Genomic DNA, 16,955 nt, shown 5'->3' on the forward strand with positions numbered 1-16,955 from the left:
GTCAGTCCCCGATCGCCGCGAGGTATTCGCTGTAGAAGAGGGCCAGACCGATCGCCGAGGCGATGGCGGCGAGCAACCAGAACCGGATGATCACCGTGGTCTCGGCCCATCCGCCGAGTTCGAAGTGATGGTGGAAGGGTGCCATCCGGAACACCCGCCTGCGGCTGGACCGGAAGACCGCGACCTGGATGACCACCGAGGCGGCCTCCGCGACGAACAGCGCGCCGATGACCACCATGAGCAGCTCGGTGCGGGTCGTGATGGACAGACCGGCCAGCATGCCGCCGAGGGCGAGCGAGCCCGTGTCGCCCATGAAGATCTTGGCCGGTGCGGCGTTCCACCACAGGAAGCCGATGCAGGCGGCGGCGCCGGCGGCGCACAGCAACGCGAGATCGAGCGGATCACGGACGTCGTAGCACCCGGCGGTCGGCTCCACGGCGCACGCGTTGCGGTACTGCCAGAAGGTGATGATGACGTAGGCGCCGAGCACCAGCGCCATCGAACCCGCAGCGAGACCGTCGAGGCCGTCGGTGAGGTTCACCGCGTTCGACCATGCGCTGACCAGCAGATAGACGAACAGGATGAACACGATCGAGCCCATCGAGACCGTGGCGATGTCGCGCACGTAGGACAGATCGGTGCTGGCCGGGGTGAGACCGTCCGCATTGCGGAACTGCAGCGCGAGGATGCCGAAGCCCACCGCGACGACCAGCTGGCCGACCAGCTTGGCCGTCTTGTTCAGACCGAGATTGCGCTGCTTGCGAATCTTGATGAAGTCGTCGAGGAAGCCGACGCCGCCGAGCGCCGTCGTCAGGCCGAGCACGAGCAGACCCGAGGCCGTGGGACCTTCCGCGTCGTATCCCGTACCGATGAGATGCGACCCCCAGTAACCGGCCCACAGACCGGCGAGGATCGCGACGCCGCCCATGGTGGGGGTGCCGCGCTTGGACTGGTGGCTCTGCGGGCCCTCGACCCGGATCTCCTGCCCGAAGCCCTGCCGGGAGAACATCTTGATCAGGAGGGGGGTGAGCAGGATCGAGACTGCGAGCGCGATGCCCGCCGCGAACAGGATCTGTCTCACCGGGCGTCCTCCGTCCCCACAGCAGCGTCGTTGTCTCCGGCACCGGGGTCGTCCGCGAGGACGGCCTCGGCGACGGTCCACAGTCCCACGGACTGCGATGCCTTCACGAGCACGATGTCGCCCGGTTGCAGTTCGTCGCGCAACAACGCGATCGCGGCGTCGGCATCGGGTACGTGGCTCGCTTCCTCACCCCACGATCCTTCCATCACGGCGCCCTGGAACAGACCCCGGACCGGCCGCGTGGCACCGACGGCGATGATGCGGGTGACGTCGAGGCGCACGGCGAGGCGCCCGATGGCGTCGTGGGCGACGACGGCGTCGTCCCCGAGCTCGGCCATCTCCCCCAGCACCGCGAAGGTGCGCCGGCGATCCGGACCGGACCGCGCCATGGTGACCAGAGCCTTCACGGCTGCGCGCATGGAATCGGGATTGGCGTTGTAGGCGTCGTCGATGACGGTCACCCCGTCGGATCGGGTCTGCACCGCCATGCGGTGCGCCGAGACGGGACCCGCCGTCGCGAGCGCCTCGGCGGCCTGCTCGACCGTCGCACCGCACTCCACGGCGACGGCGATCGCCGACAGAGCGTTGCCGATCTGGTGTTCGCCGTGCACGGCGAGCCGCACGGGCACGCGCCGCTCCTGTCCGTCGGCGCCGGGGACGACGGCGGTGAAGGAGGCACGCGCCTGGTCGTCGAGGTGGATGTCCTCGGCGCGATAGGCGGCACCGGACCCGGTCCCGACGGTCACCACACGACCGGTGGTGCGGGTCGCCATCTTCGACACGAGGGTGTCGTCGGCGTTGAGGATCGCCACTCCCCCCTCGGCGGCGCTGGGCAGCGCCTCGACGAGTTCGCCCTTCGTCTCGGCGATGACCTCCTGCGAGCCGAACTCGCCGAGGTGTGCGGTACCGACGTTGAGCACGACACCGATCCGCGGCGGGGCGATGCGGGTCAGGGTCGCGATGTGCCCGGGGCCCCGCGCCGACTTCTCGAGGACGAGGAACCGGGTGGATTCGGTGGCGCGCAGCGCGGTCCAGGGGTGGCCGAGTTCGTTGTTGAACGAGCCGGGCGGGGCGACGACCTCACCGAGCGGTGCGAGCACGGCGGCGATCATGTCCTTCGTGGACGTCTTGCCCGCCGAACCGGTGACACCGACAACGGTGAGGCCGGCGCCGGTGAGCGTGTCCACCACGGTGCGGGCGAGCTTCGCGAGGCCGGCGAGCACGGCCGCGCCGGATCCGTCGCTGTCGTGTTCGAGCGCGAGGGCGTTGGTCTCGGTCGGCGGAATCGGCGGCACGACGATCGCGGGCACACCCACCGGCCGTGCGGCCAGGACCGCCACCGCACCGGCGGCGACGGCGGCCGCGGCGTGATCGTGGCCGTCCGAGCGCGCACCGGGCAACGCCAGGAACAGGCCACCGGGACCGATCCGTCGCGAGTCGAACTCGACGGAACCGGTCACCTCGGCGGACGGATCGTCGACGTCGTGCAGGGTGCCCCCGACGACCTCCGCGATCCGAGCCAGTGTCATCGGGATCATGCCTTGCCTCCGTGATGCGAACCGCCCGCAGCAGGCGGATGGTCACCGTCGGGTCCTGCGGTCCGGTACTTGTCGAGAGCTGCGCCGAGGACCTCGCGGTCGTCGAAGGGGTGCTTCACTCCGTCGATCTCCTGCCCCGTCTCGTGGCCCTTGCCGGCGACGAGGACGACGTCGCCCGGGCGGGCCCACGCGACCGCGGCGTCGATCGCCGCGGCGCGATCGCCGATCTCGAGGATCTCGCCGCGTTCGGCCGCCGGGACGGAGTGTGCACCGTCGAGGACGGCCGCGCGGATGGCGGCGGGGCTCTCGGTTCGTGGGTTGTCGTCGGTCACGACCACCAGATCGGCGGCCCGCGCCGCGACCTCGCCCATGATCGGCCGCTTCGTCCGGTCGCGGTCGCCGCCCGCACCGACGACGACGGCGATGCGTCCCTCGGTCGCGGCGCGCAGGGTTCCGATGACCGCTTCGAGCGCCGCGGGCTTGTGGGCGTAGTCGACGACGGCGAGGAAGTCCTGACCGCGCTCGACCCGTTCGACCCGGCCGGGCACCGCGACATCGGCGATACCGCGGATCGCGGCGTCGATGTCGGCGCCCACCTCGGCGCAAAGCGCTACAGCGAGAGCGGCGTTGGTGACGTTGTAGCGGCCCGGCAGGCCGACGGTGGCGCGGCGGGCGATCCCGTCCGGACCGGTCAGGGTGAACTGCTGCACTCCCGTCTCTTCGGGGACCTCGTCGGTGACCGTCCAATCGGCCGCGGCGCCGGCAGCGTCACCGTCGCCACCTGTGGTGACCGTGCGGACTGCGGTCGCGTCGTCGCGGCCCGCGCGCGCGACCTCGGCCATGCGACGTCCCCACACGTCGTCGGTGCACACCACCGCGCGGCGGGCCCGGACCGGCGAGTCCTCGGCGAACAGCCGGGCCTTCGCGCCGAAGTAGTCGTCGAGGTCCTTGTGGAAGTCGAGATGGTCCTGGGACAGGTTGGTGAACCCGCCGACGGCGAACTCGGTGGCGTCCACGCGACCGAGTGCGAGGGCATGGCTGGAAACCTCCATCACGACCGTGTCGACACCGCGTTCGCGCATGACGGCGAACAGGGCGTGCAGCTGCGGCGCCTCGGGTGTCGTGAGGGTGCTCGGCACGCGAATGCCTTCGATCCGGGTCTCCACGGTCCCGACGAGACCGACGACGCGTCCGGCCGCGACGAGGCCTGCCTCGACGAGATAGGACGTCGTGGTCTTACCGGACGTGCCCGTGATGCCGATGACCTGCATGCTCCGGGAGGGGTGTCCGTAGACGGTGGCCGACGCCGCCCCCAGCGCGACACGCGGTTCGGGATGGACGAGGACCGCGACCGAATCGGAGGTGGCCTCGGCGACGAGGTCGCGACCGGCCTCGTCGGTCAGCACGGCGACCGCTCCGCGTTCGAGCGCGGTGCCCGCGTAGGAGGCGCCGTGGGCGCGCGCGCCGGGCAGCGCGGCGAAGACGTCGCCGGGGCGGATGCCCTGGGCGCGCAGGTCGATGCCGGTGATCGCGGCCGCGCGGGCCGCATCCTCTCCGGCGGCTGCATTGACGATCTCGACGCGCGCCCCGATGGCGTCGGCGAGAACCGAGATCTGCGTCATCGGTGGGTGCTCGGGTCTCCGCCCCTCCTCCGGAGGAGCCGGATCCGGACTCGATGGCACAGGCACCAGTTTCCTCTCGCTTCGCTGCAGCTCGTCTGCAGGCACTCCGACGGATGTTTCCGGGTTCGTTCCCGATCCGCTCTCGGCGACGACCGTCGTGTCACGTTACCGACCTGTCAGCCTACCGAGGCGCCACGGTCACCTCGTCAGTCGACCTGGAGGATCAACTTGCTCTCCGGTTCGGCCGACAGCGGCACGCCGTCGCGCTGCAGCAACCACGACGCGATGTTGCGGAACAGCGGCGCGGCCGATTGGCCCCCGCTGCCGTCGGAGCTGCGGGTCGGGGCGTCGAGCATGATGCCCACGACATAGCGCGGATCGTCGGACGGAGCGATGCCGGCGAAGGTGATCCAGTAGTCGGAGTTCGAGTAACACTTGCAGTTCTGGTCGATCTGCTGGGCGGTACCCGTCTTGCCCGAGATCTGATAGCCCTCGATGGCGGCGCCCGCACCGGTGCCCTGCTGGTTGCCGGTATCGGACTGGACGACGGAACGGAACATGTCGCGCACCGTCGCGGCGGTCTGCGGGCTCACCACCCGCACCGGATCGGGACGGGGCGTCTCGGTGCGCGTGCCGTCCGGCGCGATGGTCGCGCGCACGACCCGCGGCGGGACACGTTCCCCGTCGTTCGCGATGGTCTGGTAGATCGCGGTCATCTGCAGCAGGGTCATCGACAGACCCTGGCCGATGGGCAGGTTCGCGAAGGTGCCACCCGACCACTGCTCACGGCTGGGCAGCAGACCCGCGGATTCGCCGGGCAGGCCGACATCGGTGCGCTGGCCGAGACCGAACAGTCGCAGCATCTCGGCGAAGCGGTCCTCACCGATCCGCTCGGCGAGCATGAGCGTGCCGACGTTCGACGACTTCCCGAACACACCCGTCGTGGTATACGGCACGACCCCGTGATCCCAGGCGTCCTTGACGGTCGCGCCGGCCATGGTGATCGTGCCGGGGACCTGCAGGACCTCGTCGGGGCGGGTCAGACCGTCCTCGATCGCCGCGGCCGCGGTGATGATCTTGTTCACGGACCCGGGTTCGAACGGCGAACTGACCGCGAGGTTGCCCTGTTCGGCGTCGGGCGGGTTGTTCGCGACACCGATCGACGGGTCGAAGGTGCTGTCGTTCGACATGGCGAGCACTTCGCCGGTGTGCGCGTCGAGCACCACAGCGGAGGCGTTCTTCGCCCCGGACAGGTCCTTCGCGCGCTGGACCTCCTGCTGCACGTGGTACTGCAGGTCGTTGTCGATCGTGAGCTCGACGGAGGAACCGTCGACGGCGGGCTGACGGTCGCGCCAGCTGCCCGGGATGACGGCGCCGTCGGATCCACGGTCGTAGGTGGACGAACCGTCGGTACCCGCCAGCACGGCGTCCATCGACGCTTCGAGCCCGATCAGGCCGTGTCCGTCCCAGCCGGTCGCGCCGACGAGATTGGCGGCGAGCGATCCGCCCGGATACAGACGGATGTCCTGACGCTCGGTGCCGACCTTGTCGTACTCGTCGACGATCTCCGCCGCGACCCCCGGATCGACGCCGCGGGCGAGGTAGACGAAGGTCTCGTCGCTCTCGAGCATCTCGAGCACGTCCTTCTCCGGCGCCGCGGCGCCGAGCGCCTCGTGGACCGCCGACGCGACGCCCTCGAGATATTCGGAGACCTCGGGCCGGGACGGGTCCTTCGCGCGTTCCTCCTCGAGTTCCTTGCGCACCCGCACGGGTTGGAAGGTCAGCGCCTTCGCTTCCATGGTGTACGCGAGCGGTTCCCCGTTGCGATCGGCGATGGTGCCGCGGGTCGCGGGTTCGACGAGTCGGGTGGTGCGCTGGCTGGCGGCTTCGGCGGACAGTGTGGGGGCCTGGACGAGCTGCACGGACAACAACTGGGCGACGGCTACGCCCAGAATGCCGAACATGCCGATCCGGCCCCACTTGTTGCGGAACGCGAAACTCGTCCGGTCGCGCTGCTTGCGATCGCGCGGCGCGGGCATTCGAGCGCGGCCGCCGCGCGTCGCCCGGGTGGAACGTCGCTGCGGTGCACGCCGAGGGGTGGAGCGGTTGTTCACCGAGGCCCGCCCTCGGGTTCCGTCGGCACGGCCTGGACTGGTGCTTCGGGCGCCGCCTCACGGGGCGCTTCGGATTGCGGCAGTTCGCTCACGGGTACCGATTGTCCTGCCGCGGGCGGTACAGGTGCGGCACCCTCGACATCCGGCGTGGCGGCCGCGGGAGCTTCCGCCGCGGGTACCGGCACGGGAGCCGGTGCCGGTTCCTCGCCCACCGGGCGGCCGTCGGCCGATGGCGCGGCCCGACGCGTGCCCTCGGTGTCGGTGCGCGGCCGGGGTTCCTCGCTCACGTCACCGAGCGGCCGCGGGGTCTCCGCCCCGGCGCTGCCGGCCAGCGGGGTCTGGACGCGGGCGTCCTCTCGGGCGGGCGGATCCAGCGGGACCGGCGGGGCACCCTGGGCCGGAACCGGATCGCCCACCACCTGCACCGAACCGTCCGGAGCGACGACGATCCGCGCGACCTGCCCGGTGGGGATCATCCCCAGTTCCGCCGCGGCGACCGCGAGCGCGGGAGCCGACTCGGCCGTGGCGACGTCGCGCTGGAGCACCGCCCGCTTCTGGGCGAGCTCCTCGTTGAGGGACCGCGCCGCGCTGAGCTCGTAGGAGTCCTCGGTCGCCCGGGTGGTCAGCAACAGCGTCACGGCCATGCCCACGCCCAGGAGCCCGATGATGGTGGCGACGAACGGGATCCGGGTGCGGACACGTCCGGCACCCGTCGTGCGGCCGCGGGTCTGCACCTGTTCGACCCCGAGCTGCGCTGCGCGCTGCGACCGTCGCTGATAGGCACGCTGCGCTGCGGTCGATCGCCCCGGGTTCCGGCGCTGCGGGGGTGCCACCTGTACGGTCATCGGTTACCTCCTGGCGATTCGTTCTGCAGCACGCAGGCGGACGGGCGCCGAACGTGGGTTGGCCTCGATCTCGTCGTCCGTTGCCCGCTCCGCACCGCGGGTGAGGATGCGCAGTTCCGGTCCCGTCCCGGGCAGTTCGACCGGAAGCCCTTCGGGACTGCGGGACTTCGCACGCGGTGTCAGTTCCTGCTTGACGACCTTGTCCTCGAGCGACTGGTAGGACATGAAGACGATCCGGCCGCCCACCGCGAGAGCGTCGAGAGCGTCGGGGATCGCGGTGCGCAACGAGTCGAGCTCCGCGTTGACCTCGACCCGCAACGCCTGGAAGGTGCGCTTGGCCGGGTGACCACCGGTACGGCGGGTCGCCGCCGGGATCGTGCGGTACAGCAGTTCGACGAGTTCGCCGCTCGTCCGGAAGGGAGTCTTGGCCCGGGTCCGCACGATCTCGGAGGCGATCCTGCCGGCGAAGCGCTCCTCGCCGTAGGTGCTCAGGATGCGAGCGAGGTCGCCGTGACTGTAGGTGTTGAGGACATCGGCCGCGGTGATGCCGGTGGTGGCATCCATCCGCATGTCGAGCGGGGCGTCCTTGGAATAGGCGAAACCGCGCTCCGCCTCGTCGAGCTGCATCGAGGACACGCCGAGATCGAACAGGGCGGCGTGGACCGAGCCGTACCGGTCGAGGCCGACGCTCTCGAGCGCGTCGGCGATCCCGTCGTAGCGGGTGTGGACGAAGTCTGTGCGGTCGGAGAACCGTGCGAGTCGCTCGCGGGCGATCGCCAGTGCGTCGGTATCACGGTCGAGGCCGACGAGCCGCAGCCTCGGGTAGATCGTCAGGAAGTGTTCGGAGTGCCCCCCGAGACCGAGTGTCGCGTCGACGTAGACCGCGCCCTCGCCGTCGGGACCGACGCTCTCGATGGCCGGACCGAGAAGGTCGACGGCGCGCTGGAGCATGACGGGCACGTGGCCGAATTCCGCCGCAGATGTCACATCGGCACCGGTGGCCTCATCCGTACCATCGACGGATTCGTGCTCGCCGTCCACCATGTGTCCTCCGGAATCCTGCTCGGGCCGCTTACGGTCTGTCGGGTACTCGTCGGGTGGACGGTGGTATGCCTCGTGCCTGCCTGTCGCTCGTCTCGATACCGTGCTCGCCGCCACGGGGGTGGATACGGAAGACGGCGAATGCCTCGAGGTCTCTGTCCGAGTCCGAAGAGACCTGACGCCGGGGAAGTGCGTCAGGGCCCTCCGGTCCGTACCTGGCGCTGGGGAAGTGCGTCAGGGCCGGCACATCGGGCAGAGGCCTCGCGGCACTCGCCGCGCAGCCCGAGCCGTGGTTACAAGATGTCGCGTAGTGCTTCGTCTCTCGCTTCCGAGAAGTCTTCTTCGTGCTCGGCGAGGTAGGTCTCCCATGCCGTCGCGTCCCAAATCTCGAGGTACCTGACCGAACCGATCACCACGCAGTCCTTGGTGAGACCGGCGTACTTGCGGTGAGCCGACGACAGCGTGATCCGGCCTTGTGAGTCGGGTCGCTGCTCCTCCGTTCCCGACGCGAGACTCCGCAGGAACGCACGTGCCTGAGGGTTGCTCCGTGAGGCACTCGCAGCGCGTTCGGCCAGAGCGGCGAACTCGTCGCGAGGGAACACGGTGAGGCTGTGATCCTGCCCCTTCGTGATCATCAACCCTCCCGCCAGCTCGTCTCGGTACTTCGCCGGCAGTGTCAGCCGGCCCTTGTCGTCCAACTTCGGGGTGTAGGTACCGAGGAACACTCGGCGCCTCCCCGCTGCCGGACGGATGCTTCGCGCGACAGGACACCTTGTCCCGCCGCGCCCCACATTACCCCACTTTGCCCCACCGGAAACGGATTACTGCCGCCCGGCCGCGCGTGTTGTCGTCACATTCCCAGCTCAGAGCAGGTGGCGGAAAATGGGGACACGCGCTCGCGTGACGACGACGGATCCACCGCTGTCGGCGCCCCGACGATCCGCCCCACCGGCGGAGCGAGGGCCGAGCAATCGGCGACCAGGGAAAACACTGCGGCCGGAGCCGAGGTGGGAGGCGGTGGGGAGACGGAGATTGCGCGAGTGGGGCGCGGTGGTGGTGGGGCGGAGAGGCGGACGACGCCGGGTCGGTGAAAGGTCTGCAGACGAACGACGACGGCACGACCCGTGGGTCGCGCCGTCGTCGGTACACCTGATGGTCGAGGAGGTCAGTCCTGCTCGAAACGCCTCCGGAACCGCTCTTCCATGCGGTTGGTGAAGCCACCACCCGAGGACTTCTTGCCGCCGCGGGAACTTCGACCGGACTTTCCGGAACCGGAACTACCGCCCGTCGCCTTTGGAGTCGACGGCCGACGACCGCCGAGGAGCAACAAGACTCCGGCGGCGAACATCACGAGGAACCCGAGCAGACTGATGATCGGGAAGCCGCCCGGCTTGAGCGGCAGGGCAACGCCGGCGATCAGCAGCGTCAGGCCCAACACGAACAATGCGCCGGCCTGTAACCGCCGCCGGTTCGACGCCATCCCCAACCGGCTGCCACGCACGGTCGAGGCGAACTTGGGATCCTCAGCATAGAGCGCGCTCTCGATCTGATCGAGCATGCGCTGCTCGTGCTCGGAGAGTGGCACGGTACCTCCCCCGGCACTAAACGGTGGCCACCGGATCCGTGGGGCGAATCCGGTGGGGGGCCGTCCGTACGGCCGCCTGAGTCAATAATACGAGCAGATGTCGCTGTGGACCACAAACTCCACACGTGAGTTCGATCCCGTCGTCGGCGAAGGCCCTCGTGAAGGGGCGAAAGTCACCCACCGACACCGACCTCCGGCTCTGCTTCGGCGTCGAGATAGCCCTCCACATCGTGCAGGAAGTGGCCCACCTCGTCGTAGAAGGCACCGGATTCGTCGGCTCCCACCGCCTGCGCGACCCCCGCCTCGACCGCGGTGCGGGTGGCGGAGCGATCGGCGAAGTAGTCGGCCCAGACGGCGAAGGACTCGTCGGCGCGCGCCATGAGTGCCCATGCGTTGCGCGTCGCGGGTCGGCGGGGCCGGATCCCGGAGCGCAGCTCCGCGGCCGCGACCACCGCACCGGCACCGCGCAGCGCCGCCAGGTAGGCGAGGCGGAACCGCTCGCCCGGATCGCCGGCACCGGCGGCACCGGAAAGCAGATCGTCGGCCTTGCGCAGCAGCGTCGCCGCGCGCGCCGAGGTGGCATGGTCGATGCATGCGGACGGCCCGAGCGTGGGAGACGTTCGGCGCGGGCCTCGACTCGCGACCTGACCGTTGGCCATGTTCACGCACCTCCTCGGCGTGGTCTCACCACTCGTTACAACGAGCGGTATCCGGTGGCATTCCCGCCGAAACGCCGAGGAACGGAGATCACTGTCCTCGAGTGAGGCCCGACACGGACGCCGAGCGGGAGACCCCAGGGTGATCCGGGGATGTTCGCTTCCCTCGAACATCCCCGGATCACCGATGTCGAACATGCGTTCGACGTATTCAATATAGCTGGACCCACCGACAACCCGTCAAGAGAAAGCGGCCACGTCATCCCGAACGATCAGCGAGACCCGAGCACCTCCGACGCACCGCGAGCCACCCGAACGAGTCACGCATGACCACCGATCCCTGCCAGGACGCCCCGATCCTCACCGAGCTCTCCCCCGCGGACTTCCGTGCGCACCTGCCCTCGCTGCTGACCGTCTACGTCGCGGCGATGCGATATCCCCGAGGCACGGAGTACCACCGCGCGCCGATGTGGTCCGAGCATTCGGCCCGCGCGGGTTGGCAGGCGTTCGCCGCGAGCCTCCCCGAGGATCCGGACACCGTCGTCGGGATCGCGTACGGCTACCGGGGCGACACCCGCCAGTGGTGGCACCAGCAGGTGCGCGCCGGCATGCGCCATTCCGGACGGTCCCCCGAGGAGATCGATCGCGTTCTCTCCGACTACTTCGAGCTCACCGAACTGCACGTCCGACCCGACATGCAGGGACGCCGCATCGGTGAACTGCTCCTGTCGGCGCTGCTGCGGGGACGCACGGAAGCGGCCGTACTGCTGTCGACACCCGAGGTGCCGGGCGAGGACAACCGGGCGTGGCGGCTGTACCGTCGGTTCGGATTCCAGGACGTCGTCCGCCGGTTCGTCTTCACCGGCGACGCCCGCCCGTTCGCGGTCCTCGGCAGGAGCCTGCCCCTCGAGCCGGACCTCGTTCCGCACCACCATCACACGATCGGCGATCCGGACGGAAGCGGTACCCCATGAACGCCACACTCGACGTCGTCGTCGTCGGCTCGGGCCACAACGCCCTGGTCTCCGCGTGTTATCTCGCCCGCGACGGATGGTCGGTGGAGGTTCTCGAACGCGACACCGTGCCGGGCGGCGCCGTCTCCACCGTCGAACGTTTCCCCGGATATGCCGTCGACCGCGGCTCCTCGGCGCACATCATGGTGCGCCACTCCGGGATCGTCGAGGAACTCGATCTCGCCGCCCACGGCCTGCGCTACATCGACTGCGACCCGTGGGCGTACGCGCCGCCCCCGGCGGACTCCGACCGTCCCGGCATCGTCTTCCACCGCGATCTCGACCGGACCTGCGCCTCCGTCGAGGCCGCCTGCGGACGCCGCGAGGCCGACGCGTACCGCCGCTTCGTGCAGGACTGGGGCCCGCGCAGCGCGGCGGTGATGACGTCGTTCACCCGTCCCCCGACCGGCCGGCACCTGCTGTCCTCGTTCTGGGGACTCGACGCGGGTGAGGGTGGCAGCGCCCTGTCCCGCCGGTTCCTCACCACCGGCGACAGCCTGCTCGACGAGTACTTCGACGACGAACCCCTCAAGGCGGCCCTCGCCTGGTTCGGCGCGCAGTCCGGCCCGCCCATGTCCGAACCCGGCACCGCGGCGATGGTGGGCTTCGCCGCCCTCATGCACACCCTTCCCCCGGGTCGCGCGATCGGCGGAAGCGGTGCGCTCACCCAGGCCCTGCTGTCGCGGCTGCGGTCCGATGGCGGCACGGTGACCTGCGGCGACGCCGCCACCGAGATCCGCCGGACCGGCGATCGGTGGACCGTGCGCACCGAATCGGGACGCTCGGTGCAAGCCCGCAGGGTCGTCGCCGGATGCCACGTGCTGACCACGCTGGATCTGCTCGACCGCGGCGGATACGACCGCGACCGGCTCGAGGGCTGGCGTCGCAGCATGCGGGTCGGTCCGGGCATCGGCATGGTCCTGCGCCTCGGCACCGACTCGCTGCCCCGCTACCGCGGCTGCGACGAGCCCGAATCGACGACCTCCGGTCTGCAACTGCTCGTCGACGACCGCGCCCACCTGCGCGCCGCGCATGGTGCCGCGATGGCGGGAGACCTGCCCCCGCGACCCACCGTCCTCGCGATGAGCTTCTCCGCCCTCGACCCGACGATCGCACCCGACGGCAAGCACCAGATCACGCTGTGGTCCCAGTGGCATCCGTACGCGCTGCGCGGCGGACGTCGCTGGGAGGACATCGCCGACGCCGAGACCGACCGCATCCTCACCGAGATGGAGACGCGCTCTCCCGGCTTCACCGCGAGCGTGGAGCACTGCCACGTGCAGACCCCCGCGGACATCGAGAGCGAACTCGGCCTGCTCGGCGGGAACGTCATGCACGTGGAGATGTCGCTGGACCAGATGTTCCTGTGGCGCCCGCTGCCGGAGCTGTCCGGTTACCGGGTGCCCGACGCGCCCGGCCTCTATCTCACCGGCGCCTCTACCCATCCCGGCGGTGGTGTCTCCGGTGCGAGCGGACGCAATGCCGCCCGGGTCGCCCTCGCCGACGCCAAGGGAAGCCTCGTCGACCGCGTGAAGGGCTGGGTGTCGCGGTGACCGACACCCGCGTCCCCGCACCGCCCCGACCGGCCCGTTGGCGGACGATCCTTCCGATCGTCCCGGCCGTCGCCGCGGTCCTCGCCCAGATCGCCTATCCCCTCACCGCGGGTGATGCCCGGGACGCCGCGACCGTCGCGGTCGTCACGCTGCTCACCGCCGCGTGCCTCGTCCACGCCGCGCTGAACCGCGGCCTCACCTTCGCCGTCGTCCTGTTCGTCAGCTCGGCCGGCATCGGATATCTGTCCGAGGTGGTCGGCACGATGACCGGCTATCCCTACGGCTGCTACAGCTACGTCACCGACCGGCTCGGACCGGCCGCATTCGACGTCCCGCTGGTGGTGCCGCTGGCGTGGTCGGCGGGTCTGTACCCCGTCTGGTGCGTGGCCTCCCGCCTCGTCCGCAACGGTCCCGGCCGGATCGCGATGGTCACCGTCGGCATGCTGGGCTGGGATCTCTACCTCGACCCCCAGATGGTGGCGGACGGTCACTGGTCGTGGTGCAACGCCGGCGGCCTGCCCGGGATCGAGCACATCCCGCTCACCAACTACGCGGGCTGGCTCCTCATCGCCGCGATCATGGCGACCGTGCTCGTGCTCGTCGACTCCCGTTCGGACCGCGCCGACACGCCCCGGCACGATGCCGTGCCGATCGCGCTGTTCCTGTGGACGTGGCTCGGTTCTGCCCTCGCCCACAGCGTCTTCCTCGACGCTCCCGAACTCCGCTACTCCGCGGTGTACGGGCTGGTCGTCATGGGGGTACTGGGTGTTCCCCTGCTGGTCTCACTCGTCCGGTCGTGGCGCGGAAGCGTGTCCGGTCCCGAGGCACGACTCGCCGCGAGCGACCCGAAGAACCGACGAGGATGACCGTGCCTGGCACCATGTTCTCCGTGCAGTCGTCCATCCTGTCCGTCCGCCGTCGTGTCGTCGCGGTCGTGGGGCTCGTGCTCCTCGGCCTCCCGCTCCTCACCGGCTGCCTGCGCGTGCAGGCGACGATGGGGATCTCCTCCGACGACCGTGTGTCGGGGCAGATCGTCGCCGCGACCATCCCCGCCGACGAGAACGATCCCGGCCCCGAACTCACCGCTCCCTCGGCCCTGGCCGGGAAGGTGCGGGTGCAGGAGTACTCGCAGGACGGCTACGTCGGGAGCCAGGTCTTCTTCAACGACCTCACCTTCGGCGACGTCCAGCAGCTCGCCACGATGTCCGATCAGAGCGCCGGCATGTTCCAGCTCAACCTGCAGCGCTCGGGCGATCTGGTGGCACTGAACGGACGTGTGGATCTCGAGTCCGCTCCCACCCAGGGCACCGACGTGCAGTTCACCATCGCGTTCCCCGCCCGGGTGGCGACCACCAACGGCACCCGCGAGTCGGATTCGGTCGTGACCTGGAAGATTCCGGCCGGCGAGGTGAGCACCCTCCGCGCGGAGGTGCGCTACGCCGATCCCAACACGCGCGGTTTCGCGGGCTGGGCCGGAATCATGGCCGGCGGCGCCTTCGGTGTCACGCTGATCATCGCCGGCGCGGCCTGGTTCACCCGCAATCCCGCGCCGCAGTGGTCGTCGGCGAACGGGACGCGGTCCTGACCCGCCTTCCGCGCGACCCGTCCCCCGGTCTCACGCGACTCGTCGCCGGTGGCGCTCTCGTCGCCTCCTACGGCGCGGCCGTTGCCGTCGCGAACCGGGTCTCGCTCCCTCGTCTCGTGCCGGGACCGGTGGTCGACGAGCAGGTCACCGTCGTCGTCCCCGCCCGCGACGAGGCGCCCCGCATCGCCGCGATCGTCTCCGACCTGCGGGCACAGACAGGACTGCACGCCCTGCGCGTGGTGATCCTCGACGACGACTCGTCCGACGGCACCGCCGACCTGGCCACGGCCGCGGCCGAGGGCGACGAGCGCATCACCGTCGTCCGATCGACACAGCCACCGCCCGAAGGATGGACCGGGAAGGCGGCCGCGTGCGCCGCAGCCGTCGCCCACGCCGGATCGACTACCGACAGCGGCATCGTCGTGTTCGTCGACGCGGACGTCCGGCTCGCACCCGACGCGCTCGCCGCCGCCGTCGCTCTGCTGCGCCACCAGGACGCCGCGCTCGTCTCACCGTTCCCGTACCAGCTCACCGGATCGGCGCTCGAACGGCTCGTGCAGCCCCTGCTGTTCTGGTCGTGGTTCTCGTTGCTCCCCGTCGCGGTCTCGCACCGCACCCACCGGCCGTCGATGGCGGTCGCGTGCGGACAGTTCCTCGTCTTCGACGCGCGCGCCTACGCGGCGATCGGCGGGCACGCCGCGGTCGCGGCGAGTCCCACGGAGGATCTGGAACTGGCCCGGACACTGCGTCACGCCGGACTGCCTACGACGGTCGCGGCCGCGGGCGGACTGGCGTCGTGCCGGATGTACGACGGAGCCCGCCCGCTGATCGGCGGTTACACCCGCTGGTTGTGGTCGGCGTTCGGATCCCCGGTCGGGGCGGCCGCGGTGGTCGCGCTGTATCTCCTCGCCTACTTCGTGCCCCCGGCCGCGGCGCTTCTCGGCGGGGGACGGACGCGACGCTGGGGCGTGGCCGGTGCCACCGCGGGCGTGACGTCACGCCTTCTCGCGCGCGTCACCGAGCGGGGAGGACGCCGACACCCGGACGCTCCGGACCGTCCCGTCGACGATCTGCTGGACGCCGCGGCGCACCCGGCAGCGGTCCTGGCGGTCGGTGCGCTCACGGCGTCGTCGATCCGGGCACGGCGCAGCGGACGCGCGGCGTGGAAGGCCCGCGTCCTGCCCTGACCCCGAACCGGCGCGGGCCGGATGTCAGGCCGGCTCGCGGGCCGGATGTCAGGCCGGCTGCACCGCGGCGGGAGCTTCGAGTTCGTAGCCGAGGCGGTCGAGCACCTCGCCGGTCGCGCGGGCGAAGTTGAGCGTGATGAAGTGCAGGCACGGCGCACCCTCGGAGATCAGCCGCTCGCACATCTCCGTCGCCACCTCGATGCCCACCTCGCGCACCGCGGCGCGGTTCTCCTCCGGACCGTCGCCTGCCGCGCGCCGCAGCCGCTCCTCGAGAACGGGCGGCAGATGCGAACCCGACAGTTCGAGGCTGCGCCGCGCCGAGCGCAGCGACGTGATGGGCATGATCTCGGGGATGATCGGCTTGAGCCCCTGCTCGGCGTCGCAGGCCACGACCCGGTCGCGCAGCCTCAGGTAGTGCTCGACGTCGAAGAACATCTGGGTGATCGAGTACTCGGCACCCGCACGGAGCTTCTGCACGAGATAGCGGGTGTCGTGATCGAGGTCCGGGGACCGGTGGTGTCCTTCGGGGAACGACGCGACGCCCACGTGGAAGTCGCCGAGCTCGCGCACCAGACGCACGAGCTCGTCGGCGTATTCGAGACCTTCGGGGTGCTTTTCCCACTCGCCGAGCGGGTTGCCCGGCGGGTCACCGCGCAGCGCGAGGATGTTGGTGATGCCGCGGTCGGCGTAGGCGCCGACCATCGCGCGCAGTTCGTCGATGCTGTGCCCGACGGCCGTGAGGTGCGCGACCGGCAGGAGGGTGGTCTCCTCGGCGAGGCGTCCGGTGACCCGGACCGTACGGTCGCGGGTGGAGCCCCCGGCGCCGTAGGTCATCGATACGAAGGCCGGGCCGAGACGTTCGAACGTCCGCACGGCGCGCCACAGTCGTCCCTCGGCCTCGGCGTCGCGAGGCGGGGAGAACTCGACGGAGAACGGAATGCGGCCCGAACGCGCGGACCCGAGACGGTCCACGATCGACGGGGTCCGAGAAATCCCGCCGTCCTCGGTTGCCCTGACGAAGTCGCTTGTCACCGGTCCAGCATAGGTGGCGCCCTCGGGGCGGTCGCTACCGGCGACGACCCGACTGTGCGGATAGGCTGGTCGCGGCACCTCCGGCTCACCCGCCTCCGAGGTG

General features: G+C 70.5%; 15 protein-coding genes. 5 read left to right on the forward strand and 10 right to left on the reverse strand.

The genetic code is table 11. From position 1 onward, the window contains the following. Position 1: 1 nt before the first annotated feature. The 9 genes from mraY to KXC42_RS14410 all read right to left on the reverse strand — a co-directional run bounded on the left by mraY (position 2) and on the right by KXC42_RS14410 (position 10,485). A complete protein-coding gene (mraY, locus tag KXC42_RS14370; protein WP_006554142.1) occupies positions 2–1,081 on the reverse strand; it encodes a phospho-N-acetylmuramoyl-pentapeptide-transferase in 1,080 nt (359 codons plus the stop codon). Continuing rightward, positions 1,078–2,619, reverse strand: coding sequence for a UDP-N-acetylmuramoyl-tripeptide--D-alanyl-D-alanine ligase (murF, locus tag KXC42_RS14375; protein WP_006554143.1), 1,542 nt, complete (start codon positions 2,617–2,619; stop codon positions 1,078–1,080). The genes mraY and murF overlap by 4 nt, the downstream gene beginning before the upstream one ends. Then, positions 2,616–4,241, reverse strand: coding sequence for a UDP-N-acetylmuramoyl-L-alanyl-D-glutamate--2,6-diaminopimelate ligase (locus KXC42_RS14380; protein ID WP_006554144.1), 1,626 nt, complete (start codon positions 4,239–4,241; stop codon positions 2,616–2,618). Before KXC42_RS14380 ends, murF begins: the two co-directional genes overlap by 4 nt. 206 nt (positions 4,242–4,447) lie before the next feature. Continuing rightward, positions 4,448–6,280, reverse strand: a complete 1,833-nt coding sequence (locus KXC42_RS14385; protein ID WP_006554145.1) for a penicillin-binding protein 2 — start codon at positions 6,278–6,280, stop codon at positions 4,448–4,450. Between the two features lie 71 nt (positions 6,281–6,351). Beyond that, on the reverse strand, positions 6,352–7,200 hold the full coding sequence (locus tag KXC42_RS14390) for a hypothetical protein (protein ID WP_019289758.1): 849 nt from the start codon (positions 7,198–7,200) through the stop codon (positions 6,352–6,354). A 3-nt stretch (positions 7,201–7,203) separates the two neighbouring features. Further along, the gene (gene rsmH / locus KXC42_RS14395; RefSeq protein ID WP_033097599.1) at positions 7,204–8,244 is read right to left on the reverse strand and encodes a 16S rRNA (cytosine(1402)-N(4))-methyltransferase RsmH; all 1,041 of its coding nucleotides are present in this window, start codon (positions 8,242–8,244) and stop codon (positions 7,204–7,206) included. A 290-nt stretch (positions 8,245–8,534) separates the two neighbouring features. Next, the gene (gene mraZ / locus KXC42_RS14400; RefSeq protein WP_006554148.1) at positions 8,535–8,966 is read right to left on the reverse strand and encodes a division/cell wall cluster transcriptional repressor MraZ; all 432 of its coding nucleotides are present in this window, start codon (positions 8,964–8,966) and stop codon (positions 8,535–8,537) included. 440 nt (positions 8,967–9,406) lie between these two features. Further along, on the reverse strand, positions 9,407–9,826 hold the full coding sequence (locus KXC42_RS14405; RefSeq protein WP_219129185.1) for a DUF3040 domain-containing protein: 420 nt from the start codon (positions 9,824–9,826) through the stop codon (positions 9,407–9,409). A 173-nt stretch (positions 9,827–9,999) separates the two neighbouring features. After that, positions 10,000–10,485 (reverse strand): SAV_6107 family HEPN domain-containing protein, encoded by a 486-nt coding sequence (locus tag KXC42_RS14410; RefSeq protein WP_006554150.1) that lies wholly within the window; start codon positions 10,483–10,485, stop codon positions 10,000–10,002. Between the two features lie 323 nt (positions 10,486–10,808). Between KXC42_RS14410 and KXC42_RS14415 the strand changes: the two genes are divergently transcribed. From KXC42_RS14415 to KXC42_RS14435, 5 genes are read left to right on the forward strand one after another with little or no spacing between them, the layout of a single operon-like run. Further along, positions 10,809–11,456, forward strand: a complete 648-nt coding sequence (locus KXC42_RS14415) for a GNAT family N-acetyltransferase (RefSeq protein ID WP_006554151.1) — start codon at positions 10,809–10,811, stop codon at positions 11,454–11,456. Continuing rightward, positions 11,453–13,048, forward strand: coding sequence for an NAD(P)/FAD-dependent oxidoreductase (locus tag KXC42_RS14420; RefSeq protein WP_219129186.1), 1,596 nt, complete (start codon positions 11,453–11,455; stop codon positions 13,046–13,048). Before KXC42_RS14415 ends, KXC42_RS14420 begins: the two co-directional genes overlap by 4 nt. Beyond that, positions 13,045–13,914, forward strand: a complete 870-nt coding sequence (locus tag KXC42_RS14425) for a carotenoid biosynthesis protein (RefSeq protein WP_219129187.1) — start codon at positions 13,045–13,047, stop codon at positions 13,912–13,914. The genes KXC42_RS14420 and KXC42_RS14425 overlap by 4 nt, the downstream gene beginning before the upstream one ends. Beyond that, positions 13,911–14,633, forward strand: coding sequence for a DUF3153 domain-containing protein (locus tag KXC42_RS14430; RefSeq protein ID WP_006554154.1), 723 nt, complete (start codon positions 13,911–13,913; stop codon positions 14,631–14,633). Before KXC42_RS14425 ends, KXC42_RS14430 begins: the two co-directional genes overlap by 4 nt. Next, positions 14,603–15,820, forward strand: coding sequence for a glycosyltransferase family 2 protein (locus KXC42_RS14435; protein ID WP_219129188.1), 1,218 nt, complete (start codon positions 14,603–14,605; stop codon positions 15,818–15,820). Before KXC42_RS14430 ends, KXC42_RS14435 begins: the two co-directional genes overlap by 31 nt. A gap of 48 nt (positions 15,821–15,868) precedes the next feature. Here the strand turns inward: KXC42_RS14435 and metF are convergent, their stop codons facing one another. Continuing rightward, entirely contained in the window at positions 15,869–16,813 is a 945-nt protein-coding gene (gene metF / locus KXC42_RS14440; protein WP_170318569.1) for a methylenetetrahydrofolate reductase [NAD(P)H], read from the reverse strand. Positions 16,814–16,955: the final 142 nt, after the last annotated feature.

The organism is Rhodococcus sp. LW-XY12 (genome assembly GCF_019317345.1).
Taxonomy (GTDB): Bacteria; Actinomycetota; Actinomycetes; order Mycobacteriales; family Mycobacteriaceae; genus Rhodococcus; species Rhodococcus pyridinivorans.

Excerpts from the sequence above, each read along its gene's own strand:
- murF (WP_006554143.1), bottom strand. The coding sequence starts at position 2,619 with ATGATCCCGATGACACTGGCTCGGATCGCGGAGGTCGTCGGGGGCACC.
- KXC42_RS14380 (WP_006554144.1), bottom strand. The coding sequence starts at position 4,241 with ATGACGCAGATCTCGGTTCTCGCCGACGCCATCGGGGCGCGCGTCGAG.
- KXC42_RS14385 (WP_006554145.1), bottom strand. The coding sequence starts at position 6,280 with ATGCCCGCGCCGCGCGATCGCAAGCAGCGCGACCGGACGAGTTTCGCG.
- KXC42_RS14390 (WP_019289758.1), bottom strand. The coding sequence starts at position 7,200 with ATGACCGTACAGGTGGCACCCCCGCAGCGCCGGAACCCGGGGCGATCG.
- rsmH (WP_033097599.1), bottom strand. The coding sequence starts at position 8,244 with ATGGTGGACGGCGAGCACGAATCCGTCGATGGTACGGATGAGGCCACC.
- KXC42_RS14410 (WP_006554150.1), bottom strand. The coding sequence starts at position 10,485 with ATGGCCAACGGTCAGGTCGCGAGTCGAGGCCCGCGCCGAACGTCTCCC.
- KXC42_RS14415 (WP_006554151.1), top strand. The coding sequence starts at position 10,809 with ATGACCACCGATCCCTGCCAGGACGCCCCGATCCTCACCGAGCTCTCC.
- KXC42_RS14420 (WP_219129186.1), top strand. The coding sequence starts at position 11,453 with ATGAACGCCACACTCGACGTCGTCGTCGTCGGCTCGGGCCACAACGCC.
- KXC42_RS14430 (WP_006554154.1), top strand. The coding sequence starts at position 13,911 with ATGACCGTGCCTGGCACCATGTTCTCCGTGCAGTCGTCCATCCTGTCC.